General features: G+C 47.9%; 17 protein-coding genes and 1 tRNA gene. 11 read left to right on the top strand and 7 right to left on the bottom strand.

Features of this window, described 5'->3' with window-relative positions:
- The first annotated feature begins 42 nt into the window (after positions 1 to 42).
- On the top strand, positions 43 to 2865 hold the full coding sequence (locus NBH16_RS04480) for a DUF8487 domain-containing protein (protein ID WP_250788179.1): 2823 nt from the start codon (positions 43 to 45) through the stop codon (positions 2863 to 2865).
- Between the two features lie 516 nt (positions 2866 to 3381).
- Here the strand turns inward: NBH16_RS04480 and NBH16_RS04475 are convergent.
- Together NBH16_RS04475 and NBH16_RS04470 are read right to left on the bottom strand one after the other, a co-directional pair.
- Complete coding sequence (locus NBH16_RS04475) at positions 3382 to 4293, bottom strand: ThuA domain-containing protein (RefSeq protein WP_250788178.1); 912 nt, start codon at positions 4291 to 4293, stop codon at positions 3382 to 3384.
- Entirely contained in the window at positions 4290 to 4787 is a 498-nt protein-coding gene (locus NBH16_RS04470; protein WP_008780436.1) for a hypothetical protein, read from the bottom strand. The genes NBH16_RS04475 and NBH16_RS04470 overlap by 4 nt, the downstream gene beginning before the upstream one ends.
- Before the next feature lie 100 nt (positions 4788 to 4887).
- On the opposite strand from NBH16_RS04470, the gene NBH16_RS04465 reads away from it, so the two are divergent.
- Both NBH16_RS04465 and NBH16_RS04460 read left to right on the top strand, forming a co-directional pair.
- Complete coding sequence (locus tag NBH16_RS04465) at positions 4888 to 6132, top strand: family 20 glycosylhydrolase (protein ID WP_229033163.1); 1245 nt, start codon at positions 4888 to 4890, stop codon at positions 6130 to 6132.
- A 125-nt stretch (positions 6133 to 6257) separates the two neighbouring features.
- Entirely contained in the window at positions 6258 to 6821 is a 564-nt protein-coding gene (locus tag NBH16_RS04460; protein ID WP_250788177.1) for a DapH/DapD/GlmU-related protein, read from the top strand.
- Between the two features lie 13 nt (positions 6822 to 6834).
- On the opposite strand, the gene NBH16_RS04455 is transcribed toward NBH16_RS04460, so the two are convergent.
- Both NBH16_RS04455 and NBH16_RS04450 read right to left on the bottom strand, forming a co-directional pair.
- Positions 6835 to 7737: a helix-turn-helix domain-containing protein gene (locus tag NBH16_RS04455; protein WP_005868179.1), complete on the bottom strand. Its 903-nt coding sequence runs from the start codon at positions 7735 to 7737 to the stop codon at positions 6835 to 6837.
- 145 nt (positions 7738 to 7882) lie between these two features.
- A tRNA-Asp gene (locus tag NBH16_RS04450) sits at positions 7883 to 7956 on the bottom strand.
- A 144-nt stretch (positions 7957 to 8100) separates the two neighbouring features.
- Here NBH16_RS04450 and NBH16_RS04445 point away from each other — a divergent pair.
- Together NBH16_RS04445 and NBH16_RS04440 are read left to right on the top strand one after the other, a co-directional pair.
- On the top strand, positions 8101 to 9414 hold the full coding sequence (locus NBH16_RS04445; protein WP_250788176.1) for a pyridoxal phosphate-dependent aminotransferase: 1314 nt from the start codon (positions 8101 to 8103) through the stop codon (positions 9412 to 9414).
- Positions 9415 to 9534: 120 nt separating this feature from the next.
- Positions 9535 to 10131, top strand: a complete 597-nt coding sequence (locus tag NBH16_RS04440) for a YqgE/AlgH family protein (protein WP_005856219.1) — start codon at positions 9535 to 9537, stop codon at positions 10129 to 10131.
- On the opposite strand, the gene NBH16_RS04435 is transcribed toward NBH16_RS04440, so the two are convergent.
- The 3 genes from NBH16_RS04435 to recR are packed head-to-tail and all read right to left on the bottom strand — an operon-like array spanning position 10123 to position 12475.
- Positions 10123 to 10638, bottom strand: coding sequence for a GNAT family N-acetyltransferase (locus NBH16_RS04435; RefSeq protein WP_122145117.1), 516 nt, complete (start codon positions 10636 to 10638; stop codon positions 10123 to 10125). The genes NBH16_RS04440 and NBH16_RS04435 overlap by 9 nt on opposite strands.
- A gap of 17 nt (positions 10639 to 10655) precedes the next feature.
- Positions 10656 to 11822 (bottom strand): glycosyltransferase family 2 protein, encoded by a 1167-nt coding sequence (locus NBH16_RS04430; RefSeq protein ID WP_008771857.1) that lies wholly within the window; start codon positions 11820 to 11822, stop codon positions 10656 to 10658.
- A 26-nt stretch (positions 11823 to 11848) separates the two neighbouring features.
- Positions 11849 to 12475: a recombination mediator RecR gene (gene recR, locus NBH16_RS04425; RefSeq protein ID WP_005868175.1), complete on the bottom strand. Its 627-nt coding sequence runs from the start codon at positions 12473 to 12475 to the stop codon at positions 11849 to 11851.
- Positions 12476 to 12959: 484 nt separating this feature from the next.
- Between recR and NBH16_RS04420 the strand changes: the two genes are divergently transcribed.
- The 6 genes from NBH16_RS04420 (at position 12960) to yihA (ending at position 22777) form a co-directional block, all read left to right on the top strand.
- The gene (locus tag NBH16_RS04420; RefSeq protein WP_250788175.1) at positions 12960 to 14957 is read left to right on the top strand and encodes an OPT family oligopeptide transporter; all 1998 of its coding nucleotides are present in this window, start codon (positions 12960 to 12962) and stop codon (positions 14955 to 14957) included.
- 17 nt (positions 14958 to 14974) lie between these two features.
- Positions 14975 to 16288 carry a SpoIID/LytB domain-containing protein gene (locus tag NBH16_RS04415; RefSeq protein ID WP_250788174.1) on the top strand — a complete coding sequence of 438 codons (1314 nt, stop codon included), beginning with the start codon at positions 14975 to 14977 and terminating at the stop codon, positions 16286 to 16288.
- A 148-nt stretch (positions 16289 to 16436) separates the two neighbouring features.
- The gene (locus NBH16_RS04410; protein ID WP_250788173.1) at positions 16437 to 18815 is read left to right on the top strand and encodes an ABC transporter permease; all 2379 of its coding nucleotides are present in this window, start codon (positions 16437 to 16439) and stop codon (positions 18813 to 18815) included.
- Between the two features lie 225 nt (positions 18816 to 19040).
- Positions 19041 to 20624, top strand: coding sequence for a bifunctional metallophosphatase/5'-nucleotidase (locus tag NBH16_RS04405; protein ID WP_250788172.1), 1584 nt, complete (start codon positions 19041 to 19043; stop codon positions 20622 to 20624).
- Positions 20625 to 20665: 41 nt separating this feature from the next.
- Positions 20666 to 22129 carry a sodium:solute symporter gene (locus NBH16_RS04400; RefSeq protein WP_250788171.1) on the top strand — a complete coding sequence of 488 codons (1464 nt, stop codon included), beginning with the start codon at positions 20666 to 20668 and terminating at the stop codon, positions 22127 to 22129.
- Between the two features lie 45 nt (positions 22130 to 22174).
- Complete coding sequence (yihA, locus tag NBH16_RS04395) at positions 22175 to 22777, top strand: ribosome biogenesis GTP-binding protein YihA/YsxC (RefSeq protein WP_005856199.1); 603 nt, start codon at positions 22175 to 22177, stop codon at positions 22775 to 22777.
- Positions 22778 to 22782 lie beyond the last annotated feature (5 nt).

The following is a 22782-nucleotide window of genomic DNA, read 5'->3' as shown; positions in this document are numbered from 1 at the left end:
ACTATTAATTAAGTAAACCATATTTAGAGTAAAAACATTACCATGAAGAGATTTTGGAGTATTCCACTTATGCTCATGCTATTCGCATGCCAAACTCCCAAAGAGAGTAGAGAGGAATTATCGCTTGCCGGTTGCTGGGAATTACGATTGGATTCAACAGATGTCACCGAGCAAGTTCAATTACCGGGTACCACGGACACCAACCAAAAAGGATACCCTAACAATGATAAGGAGGAGACAACTCATTTGTCTAGGCCCTTCCGCTATCAAGGTAAGGCTTGGTATCAGAAAGAGATCACGATTCCAGAGAATTGGGAAGGCAAGAGCATTTGGTTAATCTTGGAGCGAACAAAACCGACCCAAATATGGGTAGATAGCATATATGTCGGTTCATCCGACCATATTTCCACCCCTCAAGAATACGATCTGTCCACATATCTCCGGGCTGGGAAGCATCACTTGACTATTCTAGTCGATAACGGTTTGAGCGTTCCACCCCAATTATTGGACAATTCACACGCTTATACGGAATCCACGCAGACAAACTGGAACGGTATTATCGGAGACCTGAAATTGGAAGCCCGTCCACAATTCCATATCCGCCGGATACAAGTATATCCACATGCGGATCAAAAAACGGTGGACGTAAAAATAAAGCTTTCAAATCCATTCGAGCAAATGATCGTAGCCGCCGTTCAAATAGAGATGGAGGCTTTCAACACAGGCTTAGAGCACCATATCCAATTCAATAAGAATATCGTAGTTCAACAAGACGAGATCATATTCCAAATACCGATGGGTGATGACGCCTTGGAATGGAGCGAGTTCTCCCCTACCCTGTATCGCTTGACCGCGAACATCCAAGGAGAGAATATCCAAGATAGCCAAAGTACTACTTTCGGATTAAGAGATTTCAAAGCAGAAGGAACACAATTCAACATCAACGGATTGACCACCTTCCTTCGTGGAAAACACGATGCTTGCGTATTTCCGCTTACAGGCCATGTACCGATGGATACCGCAGCATGGAGACGCTATTTCCGCATCGCCAAGGAATACGGTATCAATCATTGCCGTTTCCATTCATGGTGTCCTCCTAAAGCTTGTTTCGAGGCGGCCGATATCGAAGGTTTTTACCTCCAACCGGAACTACCTTTCTGGGGAAAGATGGAAAAGGGCGATACCACTTTGATCCATTTCCTCACCAAAGAAGGATTACAAATACAGGAGGCTTACGGGAATCACGCCTCTTTCGTCATGATGGCGATCGGCAACGAGCTTTCCGGGGATCAAGAAGCGATGGTAGACATGATCGCCCGTTTCCGTAGTGAGAACGGACGGCATTTATACGCATCTGGATCGAATGACTATCTAGGCTTCAACGGCCCTGCGGCGGGTGACGATTACTTCACGACCTGTCGAGTCCCCGGCGCTAACGTATTCAGCAACCATACCCGGGGTTCCTTCTCTTTCGCAGATGCGGAGGATGGCGGTTATATCAACCATACCTATCCAAACTCGGTCATGAATTTCGAATCCGCTATCGAACAATGTTCATTGCCTATCATCGGACATGAGACCGGGCAATTCCAATGTTATCCGAATTATGAGGAAATCAAGAAATATACCGGGGCACTAAAACCTTGGAATCTGGAGATATTCCGCAAACGACTGGGCGAGTCCGGTATGGCCGGACAAGCGGATGATTTCTTCAAGGCTTCCGGTAAATGGATGGCGCAACTTTACCGGGCCGAGATGGAAATGGCGTTCCGTACTCCGGGAATGGCCGGCTTCCAATTATTGGATTTACAGGATTATCCGGGACAGGGCACGGCGTTAGTCGGTATCTTGGACGCTTTTATGGATAATAAGGGCTTGATAACCGCCAAGGAATGGAAAGAGTCTTGCGATGATGTCGTATTACTGGCTCTCCTTCCTAAATTCTGTTACTCTGGGAATGAGGCGCTCAAAGGCTCCATCAAGGTAGCGAACTATACACCTACCACTTTAAAAGGGAAACATCTAACTTGGACCTTGACGAATAGTCAAGATCAAGTAATCGCCCAAAACAACATACCGCTGCAAATCAATCAAGGTACGTTGGCCGAGGTAGGCCCATTAAATATCGCTTTACCTGCCATTCAAGAGGCTGAGACCTATACTTTACGGCTGGCGATCGAGGGCACGGATTATCACAATCATTATCCGTTATGGATTTATCCGGAACATAATAACGTGCAAATCCCTACGGATATCAATGTTATTAAGAAATGGGATAAACAGGCCGAGAACTTATTGGCGAACGGGGCGAAAGTATTGTGGTTCCCGGATGCCAAGACTTACAAGAACGTGACGGTAGAAGGATTATTCCAGACAGATTACTGGAATTACCGGATGTTTAAGTCCATCTGCGAATGGGTAAAGAAACCGGTCTCTCCGGGTACCCTCGGATTATTAATGAATCCCTCTCATCCGGTTTTCGCTCATTTCCCGACGGATTTCCATACAAACTGGCAATGGTTCACGATGATAAAGAATAGCCATCCGTTGATACTAGACCAGCTTCCGAATAATTACAGGCCGATCGTACAAGTGATCGATAACGTGGAGCGTAACCATAAATTAGGGATGATCCAAGAATTCAATGTCGGCCCGGGCAAGTTATTAATCTGTATGACAGACTTGGAAACCCAACAAGAATACCCGGAGGCCCGTCAATTATACCATAGCTTATTAAGTTATATGGATTCCTCCGAGTTCTCGCCTCAGATGACATTAACGCCCGCTCAATTGATCGAGTTATTCACGCATCAAGTCGGAGATTCGAAGATTAAGGAATTAGGGAATATCTCGTATGACGAGTAAGCGAGATGACAAATATACGATCTAATCCTGTCTTTTTAATAGATATAAGGCGTATCTTGTAACACAACCTTTTGAGAGAGATTGCCAAGTAGAGGAAAGAGGATAGCTATATATGGCGCTTTTTACTCAAAAAGGCCGCTTTTTATACACGATAGGTCATGAAAGCCTACGCAACTAGTCGTGTTAGGCAACGCCAATAGTCACGTTGGGCATCGAAAGCAGTCATGAATAGGGTTATGAACTGTCATGAATAGGCATCATAACCCTATCATTTCCCCAGCGTAACCCTATGAGATAGCCCAAACAACCCATAAGATATGAATTACGATGAACTAATTTCGCTAGAATGAAAGGCTGTTTTTTGACATCTATCTATTTAACAAACGATTACTGATTTTTTCTTGCGTATTTAGGAGCGAGCCGTACTTTGTCCCGGAAAAATCGATTCTCCGGGACTTAACTTTACAATTTGTCAATTTGATTATTCTGTCGAAAGACACCATCTTATTAAGGCATTTAATTCGTCGCATGGAAAGGAGCCTTGAATTCCGGACGGAGCGTACAGGTATCTTCCAATGGGAAATCCCGAGGGGCCTCTTGCGTCACTTCCCCGGTGGCTGCCCATTCAGCCCCTCTTAGTAAGGTTACCTGAAAACCCGTACACTCCATCGAGTAAATCATATTCGGGTCATTGCCGCAATGCCCCAACAGATCGACAAAGACACGCCCCTTCCCCCACTTCACCGTCCACATCAACGGTTCATGGCGTCCACGCTCATAAGCGGTAGCCAATATCTCCACATTCCGTACCGGACCACGCAAGCGGGTATAAATCTCGTCCTTAAAATGTTTCCATCTTATAGGCAGACCTTTCAAAATAGGGTGCTCCGGCGCACGATGCTCTAGGATCGTCTCATGCTGCAAGCCATGATAACCCGCATAACCGGGTGTATAATCGTATACATATTTGCCCTCTTTCCAATACAGGTAAGGACCGTCTTTCTCGTTTCGCCCCTCCCAAGCTCGCATGCCGATTATCTCGTTGTACGCTTTCCAACCGGCCATAGGTACCACGGAGGAATGGATAATCACGACCCCACCACCATCCGCTACATAGTTCTCGAAAGCTTTTTGGACAGGCTCGGGCCAGACTTCACCTCCGTAATTAACAACAACCAAGTTATATTTAGCGAAATCGGGCTTAAAGGTATTTATATCTCCTCCGAAATTCGGGGTAAAGACGAAATCCACCTTAAACATTCCACTGTTCTCTAAAATCTGCTTCATGGCCTCGCAAGCACCTCGCCAATAATGACTACCATCTTGCCCGGCGATCATCATCGTTTTTATCACCTTTTTCTGGGCGTAAGAGGTTGAGGCTGATAAGGCGCAACAGATAAGCGCTATAAAATAGATATACTTTCTCATGGTTGTTGGGGGTTAAATTTTTCACTCTCGGGGCTCCATTCGATACGGTCGTAGCAACGGGTGGTTCGCAAATTATATCCTCGCTCATCAACCGTAAACTTCCCATCCTTGAAATAATCGATATATAACTCGGAGATCCCGTCATTATTGCGATCCTCCACTGTAAGCGCATATTTATCCGTCACATAGATCTCATCCGATATATATTGGATCTCTTTCGTATAATTATCCACGATCACGTAATAAAACTTAAACAGGTCGAAAGTAGGGTAATGCCCATTATCCCGCCCGAAAAGCATGACCTCTTCCATAGCGGCATCATCATCCATATTCGCTAAAACGGATTGTTGAAACCAAAAGCCGTCTTTTTGCGCTTGCGGAGGAATCCGGTCCCAACCCTCTTGATGGGCTGTCACCCGGAATTGGGCATGGGCGCCCATACAAACGAAAAGTAGGAGAACCCAATAAATCAATCGTCTTATCATGTCTATCATTTTTAATTATTATTCATATTTATAAGGCACAAATGTAATGATATGTCTCTTATTGATTATATTTGTCTTGTATTAAATTCACCTTTAGTCTAAATATATTATGAGCGATCAACCAATAGATTTTACGCAACGTAACATAGCCATCGACATCCTCCGGGCCGTCACGATATGCGTGATGATCTTCGAAAGCGTACATCAAATTAAAAATTTAAACATTAAAACATATCACTATATGAAAAAGATTATCGGACTATTCTTGCTTATATGGGCCATAGGTTCGGCCCAAGTTTCCGCCCAATCAGAGACAAACCGTTTAGATAGTATCATGCCCGTACGAGGCTTGGCCATCGCCGCTCCATCCGCGCAGAAGTTGGATCTATTCTTGAAGTTCGTCCAAGAGGAACTGGCTCCCAGTCATTTCAACTTGTTGATTCTACGGGTAGACTGGAATTATGCCTATGAGTCCCATCCAGAACTGAGGGATCCGACCCCACTCACACGAGAGGATGTGAAAAAGATCGTAAAGGTTTGCCGGGATAACGGAATACGTATCGCTCCCCAGATCAATCTCTTGGGGCATCAATCATGGGCTGAGACTACCTACGCTTTATTACGTGAGTATCCGGAGTTCGACGAGACGCCACACGTGGATACCAAGAACTATACGGGTTGGCCCAACTCAGACGGGCTTTATTGTAAAAGTTACTGCCCACTTCATCCGGAAGTACATAAAATCGTATTCGCTTTAGTAGACGAGTTGACGGATGTTTTCGAGACTCAATTATTCCATGCAGGGATGGACGAGGTCTTTTATATCGGACATGATAGTTGCGTCCGTTGTGGCGGACATGACAAGGCTGAGTTATATGCCGGTGAGGTCACTAAAATACAAAACCACTTAGCCTCACAAGGCAAACGATTGATGATATGGGGAGACCGCCTGATCGATGGCAAGACTACCGGGATCGGCGCTTGGGAAGCTAGCATGAACAATACCTACCGTGCGATCGACTTGATCCCGAAAGATGTCTTTATCTGCGACTGGCATTATGAGCGTGCCGAGCAGACCGCTGTTTACTTTGCCATGAAAGGCTTCGACGTTGCTACATGCCCTTGGCGTAAACCTCAGATAGCGCTTCAACAGGTAGATGATATGATCCATTTCCGCCAGCATTCAAATCCGGAAATGTCTCGCCATTTCCAAGGAATTATCGAGACAGTCTGGTCCGGTGCAGACAGTTTCCTCGAGGCCTATTATAACCCGACTACCTATAAGCAAGAGGTCTCAGACGCTGTCACGGTCAAGAAACTAATCGAGAAATATAAGGCTTTGGAGAATCAGTGAATGTAATTTAGGTCATAATACCTGTAATCCATCTACAAAAGTTTCTCCGGATTTCATCGATCTTTGCCGTTGCAATCGAAAAGGGATAAACAAACCAAGAAGTAGAACTTATTAAAATAGCAATTATGACACTAAACGAATTCTTGAAGTATGTAGAGACAAGAAAGCCTCTTAAAGGAGACGAGGTCCATCAGTTTATGAACGAGATGAGCGATGAGGCCAGACGCATGACATTCGAGTTAAACGGCTCATATCACGATCCCGAGGAAATCCGTGAGCTGTTATCCCGCTTGTTTAATAAGCCGGTCGATCCGTCTTTTCGTGTATTCCCCCCGTTCTATACGGATTTTGGGAAGAATATCACGGTAGGCAAGAACGTTTTCATCAACGCTTGCTGTCATTTTCAAGATCCTGGCGGGGTGACACTGGACGACGGTTGCCAGATCGGGCATAACGTGGTCTTTGCCACCCTCAACCACGGCTTCGCCCCCGAAGACCGGAGCACTACCTACCCTGCCCCGATCGTTCTGAAAAAGAATGTCTGGGTAGGCTCGAACGCAACGATCCTCTCCGGCGTAACCATTGGCGAGAACGCTATAGTCGGAGCCGGCTCGGTAGTTACTAAAGATGTACCGGACAATGCCATCGTGGGAGGTGTTCCCGCCAAGGTCATAAAATACATCCAATAACCCGTAACACCGATTACGACATCTGGGATTTCCGATATTCATTCGGGGTACACCCCACGGTCTTCTTGAATATGCGGCTGAAGTGCTGGGAGTATTGGAATCCTAGGTCGTAAGCGATTTGGCTGACGGTCTTGTTTGTCCCTAATATCCATTCTTTCGCTAAGGAAATAATCCGGTCTTGTATATTTTCTTGGGCAGTTTTCCCTGTCTCTTTCTTGATCAGATCACCGAAATAGTTCGGGGACAAACAAATCTTCTCGGCGAAATACCGTACAGTAGGTAGCCCCTCCTGTCTTAACAGATCGCTTTGCAGGTATTCATCCAGTAATCGTTCGAACCTCACCAACACATCCTTATTCGTCTCCGCACGGGTCGTAAACTGACGGTCATAAAAACGCAGGCAATAATCGAGCAGCAACTCGATATTCATCGCAATCAGCCGTTTGCTATGCTTGTCGATGGAGTGCTCCAACTCGATCTGGATTTTCCTCAGGCAATCCACGAAGATCCCCTTCTCTTCCTCAGAGAGATGTAACGCCTCGTTTGATTCATAGGAGAAGAAAGAATAACGCTTGATGTCCCGTCCCAAAGCCGTACCACGGATCAAGTCCGGATGGAAAAGCAACCCATGCGCCAAAGGCCGGGTCCCATCCTTAAGCTCAATACCCGTCACCTGCCCGGGAGCGAATCCTATTACGGTTCCTTCTTGATAATCATAATATTGCCTCCCATACCGAATATCCCCGCATTTCGTATCTTTCAGGAAAAGTCCGTATATACCATAATTAACCCGGAAATTAGTAGGCCATGTCTCGGACTTGGATAAATCTACCACGCTCACCAATGGGTGCAACGTCTCCAAGCCAAACATCTTGTTGTATTGATCAACGGTATCGATCTTTATTAGATTCTCCATAAGGCTATCTGTTTTATTGGTCTCAAAGATAAACATTCCCAATATAACAACCTCATGCCATCAGGCAAAATCCATCGAACCGGATGATATCGTACTAAAATATGTATTAAAGGAAAATTTAAAAAGAGGAAGGAGAAATAAAAAGCGGTCTGGACGGGACTCGAACCCGCGACCCCATGCGTGACAGGCATGTATTCTAACCAGCTGAACTACCAGACCAAAGTGTTATTCTTTATCGCTATTCCGTTGAATTGCGGTGCAAAGATAGGTGGATTTTTTGAATTAGCAATAGTTTAGGATGAAAAAATTAGAACAAATCGATAAATTTCATACTTTTGTCCCCCATATATAATTAACACTAGCATGAAAAATACTCCTGTAGACTATCAGACAGCCAGACGGATTATCGATGGCTTTGGACTTCCCGATTTTGGGAAAGCGACTATCCGGGAGGTAGTTGCCATATCCACGCAATTGGAACAAGAAACGGGAACCGAGTTCATCCATATGGAAATGGGCGTACCGGGCTTGAAAGCCGCTCAAGTAGGCGTAGACGCTGAGATCGAAGCCCTTCGTAACGGTATAGCGTCTATCTACCCGAACATCAACGGAACTCCCGAAGTGAAAAAGCAAGCTTCCCGCTTTATCAAGGCGTTTATAAATATAGATATAGACCCGGAGTGTTGCGTACCCGTAACCGGTTCCATGCAGGGCACATACGCCTCTTTCCTTACGGCCGGACAATGTACGCCGGGAAAAGACACCATCTTGTTTATCGACCCCGGATTCCCCGTGCAGAAACAGCAAATAGCCGTTATGGGCTATAAATATGAGTCGTTCGACGTATACGAATACCGTGGCGAGCGATTGCGTGAGGCCTTGGAAGCGCATCTTTCCAAAGGCAACATTGCCGCGATGATCTATTCCAACCCGAACAATCCGGCTTGGTTCTGCCTCACCGATGAGGAGTTGAAGATCATCGGCGATATGGCCAACAAATACGACGTGATTGTCATAGAAGATCTCGCCTATTTTGCCATGGATTTCCGCAAGGACCTCGGATGTCCTTTCGAGCCTCCTTACCAAGCGAGCGTAGCCCGTTATACCGATAATTATATCATGCAGATATCCGGTTCCAAAGCGTTCAGCTATGCCGGACAGCGTATCGGCGTGACAGCGATCTCCAATAAACTTTACCATCGCTCCTATCCGGGATTGACTCAGCGTTATGGAGGCGGTACGTTCGGTACGGTATATATCCACCGTGTCTTATACGCCCTATCTTCCGGAACCAGCCACTCGGCCCAATTCGCCTTAGCCGCCATGTTCAAGGCCGCCGCGGACGGTACGTTCGACTTTGTCTCGCAAGTGAAAGAATACGGACGTCGTGCGGAGAAACTAAAGAAGATTTTTACGGATCATGGTTTCACAATCGTTTATGATCACGATCTGGACCAACCGATAGCCGACGGTTTCTATTTCACGATCGGTTACCCGGGAATGACCGGCGGACAATTGATGGAAGAGCTGGTTTATTACGGAGTAAGCGCCATATCATTAAGTACCACAGGTAGTAACCAACAAGGACTACGGGCTTGTACCTCTTTCATAAAAGATCACCAATATGATTTGCTGGACGAAAGACTGAGATTATTCGAGGAAAATCATCAAGCATAAATTAACAATAAGCCCGGTCGGTTCACGTTTATTAACTTGAATCCCGGGCTTTTCATTTGCTTCTTATTAAAAAACGCCTTATATTGTCGGTGAATTAGTAACAACCTAACATTCACGATCATGGCATCTTATAAAAATATATTTAAAATAACACATAACGATGTCCTTCCTATTCAAGGAAGTATTCTGATTGCCGAGCCTTTTTTACAAGATGCCTATTTCCAACGTTCCGTCGTATTATTAATAGAGCATACGGAACACGGATCGATGGGATTTGTCTTGAATAAAAAAACGGATCTTATCGTAAACTCTTTTTTCAAGGAGTTTGCCGAATTTCCGGAGATACCGATTTATCTGGGGGGGCCGGTCAGCCCCAACCGTTTGTTCTTTATTCATTCCTTAGGGGATAATATCATTCCGGACGCATTAAAGATCAATGATTATTTATATTTCGACGGGGATTTCAACGCATTGAAACGATACATCCTCAACGGGCACCCAATCGATGGGAAAGTGAAGTTTTTCTTGGGATACTCCGGATGGACCGAAGGGCAATTAAACCATGAAATCAAACGGAACTCGTGGGCCGTAAGCCATATCACCACCGATAATATCCTGTCTGCCGATGGGGAGGGCTATTGGAAAGATTCCGTAGAATTATTAGGCAATGATTATAAAACTTGGACAAAATATCCGAAGGACCCGTATTTAAATTAACTGCATTATGCAGACATCGGAATAACCATCCGGTGTCCTGATCCAGTCCTTAAGCGTCCCCGCCTCGACAAATCCCAGACGGGTAAATAATTTCTTGCTAGGCTCGTTCGCCACGGGAATATGCACATAAAGTTGATGAAGCTTCAAAAACGTATAAGCGTATTCCATCAATAGTCTTAACGCTTCCGTAGCAAAGCCACGTCCTTGATACCTACGGTCCAGCATAATACCGCAAGCCGCCCGGTTCGGATGCGGCTCAAAATCGAATAAGTCCACGATCCCCACGGAAGTCCCCGTATCGCAATCCTCGATCATGAAGCGAAGTTGGCGAGACTCATAGATACTCCGGTCGCTACCCGCTATATATTCCTTCAATATATAACGGGAATAGGGAGCCAAGGTATTCCCTACTTCCCATAACTCCGGATCATTCTCCCAACGATACAACAACTCCAGATCCTCTGGTTCCAATGCCCTCAAACGGACTCTATCATTCGACAACAACATATTTACCCAAGGATTACTTAAACAAGCCGACCACTCTTCTTCGTATATATATGGAAAACCGCTTTCTTGTTCACGAGCTTGTCCATAAACAAGAGCATCTGCTCGTAACGGGCATCGGGGAAGCAGAAAGCGTAGTCCGTAAAGCCTTTCATCTGGTTCTTGCGACAGATAGCATCCATCACACGCTCCACGTCCAAATCCCAGAGATTCACGAATTCCAGATCCGGCATAGCTTTCAGGCAAACGGCCTTTACCTCCTCAAAATGATCCTCCCTACACAAGATCAAAAGGCGGCGATGCTTAACCGCTTTAGCCTTCTTGCGTAGAGGGGCTGAAATCGTCGCCCAGCAAGCTTTCAGCAGGACAGCCAACCGGATCAGTATCCGCATCAACCAACCGGACCCCGGATAATATTTCTTATAGAAAATCAACATGGCGCCGTAAAAAGCCCTTATGTACCTCAAGTCACCATGCTTCGTACTCTCCCCCTTATAATGCAGGATCCGTTCCGGCACGTACAAGTTCTTATAGCCTCCCAACACGATCCGATAAGACAAATCGATATCCTCCCCATACATGAAGAACGACTCATCCAACAAGCCGACCTTATCCAACGCCTCATGGCGAAGCAACATGAACGCACCCGCCAGCACCTCCACCTTATGCGTCTGCTCTTTATCCAGATACGGCAGGCTATAACGTGCGAATGCAGGAGAGTTAGGAAACAGCTTTGAAAGACCGAATATCTTGCAGAACGACACCCAAGGCGAAGGGAAAGCCCGTTTGCTCTCCGGCAAGAATACCCCGTGCCCATTCAGCATCTTCACGCCGATAGCTCCGATCTCCGGATCCTCATCCATCTGGAAGCACAGGCTGCGGAGGCTCTCCTCTCCCACCACGGTATCGGGATTCAGCAATAACACGTATTCCCCTGTGCACTGGCGAATCGCCTGATTATTAGCCTTGGCGAAACCGGGATTATCTTTATTCTCAATGAAAACCACCTCCGGGAATTTAGGCCGGAGATATTCGACAGATCCATCCGTCGAGTTATTATCCACCACGAACACCTCGGCGTCCATCCCCGTTACGGCGGCACGGACAGAATAGAGGCATTGCTCCAGAAAATACTTCACATTATAGTTAACGATGATAACGGACAACTTGGTTTCTTCGTAGGTCATTCCGGATATTAATTATGAGTTATGATTTATGAATTAGAAGAGGTGAGATTGAACTCGGTACGATTGATAATGGATCGTCCTAAGGTGATCTCGTCGGCATACTCGATCTCGTCACCGATAGATACGCCACGTGCGATGACACTGATCCTCACATCGTAACCGGATAGCTTCCGGTAAATAAAAAAGTTAGTCGTATCGCCTTCCATGGTAGTGCTCAACGCCAAGATGATCTCTTTCACCTCACCTTCGGCCACACGTCGCACCAGACTGTCGATACGCAAGTCGCCCGGTCCGATACCATCCATCGGCGAGATGATCCCGCCCAACACATGGTATACGCCACGGAATTGCCCGGTATTCTCTATCGCCATCACCTCCTTGATATTCTCTACCACGCAAACCAAGGAATGGTCACGGCTGGGGTTGGCGCAAATAGAGCAAACCTCATCATCACATATATTATGGCAGACCTTGCAGTACTTCACGTCTCGACGGAGGGCAACCAAGGCCGCGGCGAAGTTTTCCGTATAGCCGACGTCCCGGCGCAACATATAAAGCGCTAGCCGGAGCGCTGTCTTCCTCCCCACCCCCGGCAAGGAAGCCAATTCATTCACGGCATTTTCCAACAAGGCTGAAGGATATCTTTGATTCATCTACTTTCTGTATTTGACTACAAAAATAGAAAGAATTTACGAATTAACGATAAACCTCAAATTATTTACTCGGCTTCTCCCCCATCCCATTCAAGTCGCACATCTCTTGCTTGATATGTACAACTATAACTGCTCTAGGTATAATTGTTCATGTCCTCAAGTAATAAACATTCTTTTTGCCATATACAAACATACTTACTACTTGATCTATTTCCAAATGATCGCCGTGGGATGTACAGACCACGACGTGATTTGTATATTCCACGACTTGGTCTGTACAGATCACGCCGTGGTTTGTAGAATTATACAGCATGCGAACAAGAATTCATACGCTACTGGGCAAGAATTCATATAGATAATTTGGGTACGGTTGCCCTAACTATTCTAAAGAATCCTTGCATGTCTCAGCCAGAAAACATAAATTTGTCACCCAACACCCGTTTGGTGGAGCTATTACGAACTAATAATCTAACATTTTAATATCGTGAAACCAGAAAATGAAGAAAAGGTAACCGGGCTGCCAGAAAACGCCTACCGAGAATTAAAAGAAGGGGAAAGCTACAAGCCTCTTATGTCTCCCAACAAACACTATCCGGAGGTTACGCCTTGGTCCGTCCTTTGGGGATTGGTCATGGCGGTGATATTCAGCGCGGCGGCCGCTTATCTGGGCCTGAAGGTCGGTCAAGTATTCGAGGCCGCCATCCCGATCGCAATCATCGCCGTAGGGTTGTCCAGCGGATTCAAGCGAAAGAACGCCTTGGGAGAGAACGTCATCATCCAGTCTATCGGGGCCAGTAGCGGCGTGATCGTAGCGGGGGCCATTTTCACCTTGCCCGCCCTTTATATCCTGCAAGACAAATATCCGGAGATCACGGTCAATTTCTTCGAGGTTTTCATGAGTTCCTTGTTAGGAGGTATCATCGGGATCTTGCTATTAATCCCGTTCCGTAAATATTTCGTATCCGATATGCACGGTAAGTATCCCTTCCCGGAAGCTACGGCAACCACGCAAGTACTCGTCTCCGGCGAGAAAGGCGGAAGCCAAGCGAAGCCCTTGATATTCGCCGGATTAATCGGTGGTTTGTACGACTTCATCATCGCCACCTTCGGTTGGTGGGGCGAGACGATCAGTACCCGTATCGTCGGAGCCGGTGAGATGCTGGCAGAGAAGGCCAAGATTGTATTGAAAATCAATACGGGCGCTGCCGTGCTAGGTCTGGGTTACATCATCGGATTAAAATACTCCTTGATCATCTGCGCCGGTTCATTCTTGGTATGGCTGGTGATCATCCCCGCCATGTCCGCCATTTTCAGCGCCGACGTACTTACGTTCGGCAATGACGCTATCACGGCGACCGTCGGGAGCATGAGCGCCGAGCAAATCTTCACCACCTACGCCCGCCACATCGGTATCGGAGGTATCGCTACCGCCGGGGTGATCGGCATCATCAACTCTTGGGGAATCATCAAGGGAGCCGTAGGCTTGGCGGCGAACGAGTTGAAAGGAAAAGGAGACGCTGTGGAGAGTAATACTATACGTACGCAAAAGGATTTGTCGATGAAAGTGATAACGATCGGTATCATCGTATCGCTGATCGTCACCTTCCTGTTCTTCCAGTTCGGCGTACTTCATAATTGGTTCCATGCCGCCATCGGCTTATTGCTGGTCGGGGTGATCGCTTTCCTGTTTACGACCGTAGCGGCAAACGCTATCGCTATCGTAGGGACGAACCCGGTATCGGGCATGACGCTCATGACGTTGATCCTCGCCTCCATCATCTTGGTCGCCGTAGGGTTGAAAGGGCCGGCCGGCATGGTATCCGCCCTGATTATCGGAGGCGTGGTTTGTACGGCGCTTTCCATGGCGGGAGGTTTCATTACCGACTTAAAGATCGGCTATTGGCTGGGGAGCACACCCGCCAAGCAAGAGACTTGGAAATTCTTAGGCACACTAGTTTCTGCCGCTACGGTAGGAGGCGTGATCTTGATATTGAACCAGACGTACGGTTTCACGACCGGACAATTGGCCGCTCCGCAAGCGAACGCTATGGCCGCCGTTATCGAGCCGTTGATGAGTGGTTCGGGGGCACCTTGGGCTTTATACGCGATCGGAGCCGTCCTCGCCATCGTATTGAACTTCTGCAAGATACCGGCGTTGGCATTCGCCTTGGGTATGTTTATTCCTTTGGACCTGAATACGCCGCTTTTGATCGGTGGAGCGATCAGTTGGTATGTAGGAAGCCGTAGCAAAGACCAAAGCTTGAACTCAGCCCGCTTGGAGAAAGGTACGTTACTGGCTTCCGGCTTTATCGCCGGCGGTGCCTTGATGGGGGTGGTCAGCGCGGCCTTACGCTTCGGCGGAATCAACTTGATGAACGAGGAATGGGCATCTAGCAATGCCGCCGAGATACTAGCGGTTGTCATGTACCTTGTCATGATCGCTTACCTCACATTTAATTCCCTGAACGCGAAAAAAGAATAGAATAAAGGAATAAGGATATGGAAGCACCTGTAATCAATGTGGGAATCATGACCCACAAAGCGGTCTCATTTGTTTTTAACGAAGAGTATGTACATACGGAAACCGGCACGTTCACCATAGGCGAGCAACGTGCCCTCTGGGTAAACGGCAAGATCGTGTACAATGGGAAGCTTTATCAGGAGCTATTCTTCGAGCCGACCAACCCGCAATCCTCTTTCGACTTGAGGGCAGTCACGATCGGCGTGGATTTTCACTGGCAACGACAGGAGGATCAACGCTTCAAGGGGGCGTTGAACCTCGTAGCGACCGATAAAGGTATCGTCACGATCAACCAAGTGGACGTGGAGGAATACCTTACCAGCGTAATCTCCTCGGAGATGAGCGCCAACGCCTCCAAAGAGTTGCTGAAAGCCCATGCCGTGATCTCGCGAAGCTGGCTCTTGGCACAGGTCGAGAAGAATTTCAACTTGAACGGATCGGTTACGCCCTATAAAAGTTGTTACCGCGACAACGAGACCTTGATCCGCTGGTACGACCGGGAGGACCATGAGTTGTTCGATGTCTGTGCCGACGACCATTGCCAGCGTTACCAAGGTATTACCCGGGCATCGAACCCGATAGTCAGGGAGGTGATCAAAGAGACCCGTGGAGAGGTATTGATGGATAACGATACGATCTGCGACGCCCGCTTCTCGAAATGCTGCGGAGGCGTGACCGAGAAATTCGAGAATTGCTGGGAACCGGTTCCCCACTCCTATCTTACCGCATTGAGGGACGGCGAGACTCCCGCCTATCCCGACTTGACGGACGAGCGGGAAGCGGAACAATGGATACGTACCTCACCCGAAGCCTTCTGTAATACGACGGACAAGGAGATCCTTAGCCAAGTGCTAAACAACTACGATCAAGAGACCACGGATTTCTACCGTTGGAAAGTAGAATACACGCAAGAAGAACTATCGGGGTTGATCCACCGGAAAACGGGTATGGATTTCGGGCCGATCATCGATCTTGTACCGTTGGAAAGAGGTTCGTCCGGACGTATCACGAAACTCAAGATCGTAGGGGTACGCCGTTCGTTCACCATCGGCAAAGAGCTTGAGATACGCCGGACATTATCCGAGACGCATCTATACAGCTCGGCCTTTGTTGTCGACAAAAAGGATATCCGCCTCGATATCCCCTCCCGCTTCATCTTGACAGGAGCCGGATGGGGACATGGCGTAGGGCTTTGCCAGATCGGAGCCGCCGTGATGGGAACCAAAGGGTATTCGTACCGGAAAATCCTCACGCATTATTTCCCCGGAGCCTCTATTGAGAAAAGGTATTAAACAAGGGTGTCCAGATTTTGGACACCCTTGTCCAATTATTGGACACTCATAAACAATCGTACGCTACTCACCCCTCTGTTTTTCAACCACATAAACACAATGGCACGGTATTTGATTTTATCTTACCGGAAAATAATACAATAACAATATGAAAAACATCGGGATCGCAATTCGCTCCCTTTTTAAGAGAGGGCAACACAATGTAATGAAGATTATCTCCTTGGGTATAGGACTGACCATCGGCTTGGTGCTGATCGCTAAAGTCCACTTCGAGAACACCTACGATAACTTCTATCCGGACGGAGACCGGATCTATCGAGTATATGAGAAATTTTTCATGAACGGAGAAGTGGGCGACCACGGGCAAACGCCCGCCGGAGTAATCCCCCTCTTGAAACAAGAGACACCGGAGATCGAGGCCGCCACACGCTATACGTACTTCCGGGGAAGCTCCCCTTTTACGATGTCCGACAACAAGCATCGGCTCAAAGCGACCTTCATCCTAGCGGACAGTTGTCTTTTCGACGTATTGCCCCGTCCCATGCTCATCGGAGACCCTAAGCAAGTTCTCTCCCAACCCATGTACGTGCTCGTATCCGACGAGATCGCCGAACGTATCGGCGGTAACGTGATGGGAAAACGCTTCGAGATTGACGACGCACCGGGACAAGCCCTCACGATAGGCGGCGTATTCAAGAAACTACCGGACAACACCGAACAGAGTTATGACATTATCGTATCCCTTTCCTCCATCAGCAAGTTCATGTGGGACGGAACCCATATGTTAACCGGAAATGACCGCTACCAAAGTTATGTCAAGGTATCGCCGGGTACGACAGAGGCCCAGTTGGAAGCGGGAATGAGACAGATGATCGACAAGCATTTCCCCGTAAACGACCTTAAGAAAGCCGGCGTGGAACTGACCTTCACCTTCCACAAACTACTCAACGTACATATGGAGGACGATATGGCCAAACGTATGGCCTTGATCCTCTCGTTCATCGCCTTCGTATTGATCTTCACCGCCGTAATGAACTATATATTGATCGTGATCTCCTCCATCGTGAACCGCACGAAAGAGATGGCCGTACGCAAATGTTACGGGGCGAGCGGTAAGGATATCCAAGGTATGGCGTTGTCCGAGGTAGGGACCCACGTCACCGTCGCACTAGTGCTGGTCGTACTTTTGATCCTAGGATTTCAAGGAATTATAAAGGAGCTGATCGGCACGGGAGTCCGATCGTTATTCCTATCCACGGGTATGTGGGCGATATGCCTCACGGTCATAGTCGTACTTATCTCTACGGGCATAGCTACCGGCTGGTTCTTAGGACGCATTCCTGTAGCGGCTGTTTTCCGGAGTATTCGTGAAGCACGCCGCCTTTGGAAACTGGGACTCTTGTTCTTCCAGTTCACGGCAATCAGCTTCCTCGCCTCCTTATTGCTAGTGGTAGGCAAGCAATACGACCATATGGTGAATGATCATCCGGGATACAATCCTGAGAACCTCGCCTATGTGTATATCGGCGCCGTAGACTCCACGGGGCGTGCCAAACTGATCGAGGAAACCCAGAGATTGCCCGAGGTAGACGCCATCACGACTTGCTATAACCTTCCTTTCTGGGGAGCCTCGGGCAATAACGTCTATCTTCCGGGAGACGACCGGGAACTATTCAACATCGCCGACCTCTACGACGTAGGAAACGATTACCTGAACGTATTGGAAATCCCGATCGTAGAAGGACAGTACTTCACAGAGAATACCACCTCCTCGCAAGAGATACTGGTGAGCCGCGATTTCATTGAATACATGAAACCTTTTGCCGACTGGAAGGATGGAGCCGTGGGCAAGACGGTACAAATAACCGGACACGATACCAAGTCCGAGTCGATGCCTCTCTTCACGATCCGGGGCGTATTCGAGAATTTCCGCCTAGGTTCCATAGCGGCAGAAGATCCGCGAGCCAAGATCATGTTCTATACGAAAGGGGCAGCCCAACATATGGTCATTCGGTACCATAGCCTTTCTTCCGAGGCCCTACGCAAGACACAGGATCTAATGGGGCAACTCATCCCGGATAAAGAACTCAACGTGATCTCCTTCAAGAGCGAGATGCTGGAAGGATACACCTCCTCCCGGAAATTCCGTGACTCCGTCATGATCGGTGGCATCGTCACCTTGCTGATCGTCTTCATCGGATTGATCGGATACACGAACGACGAGGTGAACCGTCGCCGGAAAGAAATGGCGATCCGCAAGATTAACGGAGCCACGGTAAAAGACATACTCCATATTTTCTTGAAAGATATCATCACCATGGCATTGCCGGCCATCTTACTAGGTTGCGGTATCGCTTTCTATATCTCCCAAAAATGGCAAGAACAATTCTCGGAAAAGATCCAGCTATCCTGGTATCTATTCGTGGGAGGAGGCGTATTGGTACTCACCGTCATACTGGCGGTTTCCGGATATAACGTATTCCGTACCACCCACGACAATCCCGTAAACAACCTCAAGTCCGAATAAATCAAAAGGGCCGCATCTTATCCGGACGGCGGCCCTTTGACTTAATGTTTACCTATTTCCCGGTTATGATGAACAACCGGTTCGCTTTCACTCTCACGAGCTATTACTATGACACAAAGGTAGGCCGAAGGTTTAAAACGATCAAAAAGAATTCGACGAATCAGGCGTTTTCCTCGGTGAATCCCGTTATTTTTCCTACTTTTGTCCCTATTAATACATACAACCATGGGACTGAAAAAACAATTCGTATCGGCGTTTTTGCTAGGCAGCGCGCTAACCGCTCCCCTATTCGCACAAGATATCGCCACCCCGTCCAGCTCGATAGACACTTTAGCCATTTTCTCATTCAACGATTTCCATGGGGCTTTCGCCTCTGACGGGATCACGCCGGGAGCCGCCCGGTTGGTACAAATGACACAAAACGAGAAGCAACGCTATCCGCATTCCATCGTTGTCTCAGGCGGAGATAATTTCAGCGGAAGCTATTTCTCCAAGATCACGAAAGGCGAGCCTATCAAAGAGATGTACGAGGCGATGGACGTGGAAATGTCCGCCATCGGTAACCACGAGTTCGACTGGGGGCTTCCTTATCTAGTGGACACCGCCGCCTTGAATATCCCCCATGTGGCCGCCAATATCACCGAAGAGAAGAGATATACTCACCCCGACTGGTTGAGTCCCTACCGTATCGTAGAGCGTAAGTTGAAAGATGGCTCCTCCCTGCGCATAGCCTTCATCGGACTGACCACGACGGACACCTACGTCAAGACCAAGCCGGAGAACCTGAAAGGGCTTCAGTTCACGCATCCGCTGGGAGCGGCGTGCATACAAACCGTCTACCAGTTAAAGAAAGAGGGCCAGATCGATATGATTATCCTCTTGATGCACATCGGCACGGATATGAAAATGCCTTACCGCATCACCGAGGAGAACGCCCAAGGACTGCCGTTCATCGATAAGGTAGACGCCATCATATCCGCCCACTCGCATGAGCTGGTGCTCGATAAAATCAATAACATCCCCATCATCCAAGCCGGCGTAAACGGTACCCATATCGGGAAACTGCTGTTCCAAATACAAGATTTCAACGGACACCGGGATATCTCTTTCATCCAAGGGGATACCGTGCGTGTAGCCTGCGAGGAGAACCCGGAGATGCGAGAGGCCGTGGAGAAGATCATGGATAAATATCGGCTGAACGAGAAACTTGCCACGGCAAAAGAGGCCTTGATCCACGACCGTACCATCAATAAGTTCGACTATACGCCTATCGGGGCGTTGGTCACGGCCGCTTACGCCAAGCGTTTCCAAAAAGAGATGCCCGCTTACAAGGATCAGCCGGTGATCGGCGTAAACCATTACGGAGGTATCCGTGCGGCCCTCCCGAAAGGGGATATCACCCGACTGCGTGCCGGCAACATCCTGCCTTTCGGCTCCGCTATCGTTGCCTATCGTTTCGACGGCAAGCGGTTGAAGAAGCTATTGGAGGATGGACGGAAGAATCCGAACGGTTTCCTTCAATCCTCCGACCTCACGCTTACCCTAAGCGGAAATAAGATCGAGAAAATAGTCTATACGAGAGACGAGCAAAAGACCGAGATCGAGGACAATACCCCTTGCGTGGTGACCCTAGACGCTTTCATCACCGATGGCGGAGACGGGTACGACGCCTCTTTATTCAAGGGCTACGAGATCCCGGAATTCGATAATTTAGGTATCATATCGACCGACGCTTTCATGGACTACCTAAAGGGCTTCAAGAAACCCATCACGGTAGAATCCACGCATATGCCGGTTATTTCAAAGTAAAGCCGTATCTTTGCGCAGAAGAAGACAGAAGTTAGCAATACATGAACAGCTATATGATCCTTTTTATTATCGCTGCCTATTTCGCCGTCTTGCTGCTGATAGCATGGATCACGGGACGTAATAACAGCAACGAGGCATTCTTCCTCGGGAACAGGAAATCACCTTGGTATATCGTTTCTATCGGTATGATAGGGACATCCTTATCGGGGGTGACGTTCGTATCGGTACCCGGCATGGTGCGGGCGATCGATATGACGTATATGCAGACTGTATTAGGCTTCTTCGTGGGATATATCATTATAGCCAAGGTATTGCTACCGCTATACTATAAGTTGCAACTTACCTCCATCTACTCGTATCTGGATGACCGGATCGGGAGAAGGGGGTACAAGACAGGGGCCTCATTCTTCCTGCTCTCGAAGATCGTAGGGGCGGCCGCACGCTTATATCTGGTGGTCTTGATCTTGCAAACCTACGTGTTCAACGCTTGGAACATCCCATTCGCCGTGACCGCTATCCTCAGTATCCTGCTGGTATGGCTATATACGTTCCGAAGCGGCATCAAGACGATCATCTGGACAGATACGTTGCAGGCCCTTTGTCTCGTGGCAATGTTGATCGTGATCATCTGGCAGGTGAAGGACAAGATGGGACTGGATTTCGGGGGTATGGCGCAGACCTTGGTGGAAAGTCCTCATTTCCGTATCTTCGAGTTTGGCGATTGGCATAGTACGCAGAACTTCTTCAAGCAGTTCTTCAGCGGTATCTTTATCACGATCGTCATGACCGGGCTGGATCAGGACATGATGCAAAAGAACCTCTCCTGCAAGAGCTTGAAGGATGCCCAGAAAAACATGTACACATATGGCTTCGCCTTCACGCCGGTCAACTTCTTGTTTCTCGCGTTGGGGGTACTGCTACTGACATTGGCGGCACAGCGGAACATCCAGTTGCCAACCCTCAACGACGATATCCTCCCGATGTTTTGTACCTCGGGGATCTTGGGCGGGAGTATCTTGATCTTCTTTACGATCGGTATCATAGCGGCGGCTTTCAGTAGCGCCGACTCGGCGTTGACAGCGCTCACCACCTCTTTTTGCGTGGATATCCTCGGCGTGCAGAGAGAGGAAGCGAAAAGGGCGAAACGTACCCGCCTAAAGGTACACGTGATGATATCCGTCTTGTTCGTCTTGATCATCTTGGCGTTCAAGGCCGTAAATAACCGGAGTGTTATCGACGCGATCTACATGATAGCGTCGTACACGTATGGTCCTCTATTGGGGCTGTTTGTTTTCGGGCTTTTCACGAAGCGGAACCCCCGTGACAAATACGTGCCCTATATCTGTATAGCCTCCCCGTTGATTTGCCTCGCCACGGATTTCTTGGTGAAACAATACGCAGGCTATACGTTCGGCTACGAGATGCTTATGGTAAACGGAGGCATCACGTTCGCCGGGCTGTGGCTTTCGGCAATTGAAAATGGAAAATTGAAAATTGAGAATTAGGTCTCGCCATTATTCATTTACTCATTATTCATTAATTTATATTTTATGGAAATTAAAAGCGCAGAATTTGTTATCAGTAACACAGACGTAAGGAAATGCCCCGAGGGTAATAAGCCGGAGTATGCCTTCATCGGACGAAGTAATGTAGGCAAATCCTCCTTGATCAATATGCTTACCAACAAGAAGGGCTTGGCGATGACTTCGCAAACACCGGGTAAGACTTTACTTATCAATCATTTTCTTATCAATAACGAGTGGTATCTGGTAGATCTTCCGGGGTATGGCTTCGCCCAACGAGGCAAGGAGAACCGGGAGCAATTGAAACGTATCATCGAGAACTATATCCTCGATCGCGAGCAACTGACCAACCTATTTGTCCTTTTGGACTGCCGCCACGAGGCGCAAAAGATCGATCTGGAGTTTATGGAATGGCTGGGTGAGAGCGGGGTTCCTTTCTCCATCATCTTCACGAAGATCGACAAGATCAGCAAGGGACGCTTGAAAGAGAACCTAAAAGTCTATACGGATAAATTACTGGAGACTTGGGAAGAGCTTCCTCCGATCTTCCTCTCTTCCTCAGAGAAGAAAGAGGGACGGGATGAGATTCTGGACTATATCGAGTCTATCAACAATAGCTTGAATAATTGAAAATT

The organism is Parabacteroides sp. Y3-G-102, assembly GCF_023656845.1.
In the GTDB taxonomy this organism is placed as follows: Bacteria; Bacteroidota; Bacteroidia; order Bacteroidales; family Tannerellaceae; genus Parabacteroides; species Parabacteroides distasonis.
The sequence above is the reverse complement of the archived record's forward strand: the minus strand, read 5'-3'. Positions and strand labels throughout refer to the sequence as shown.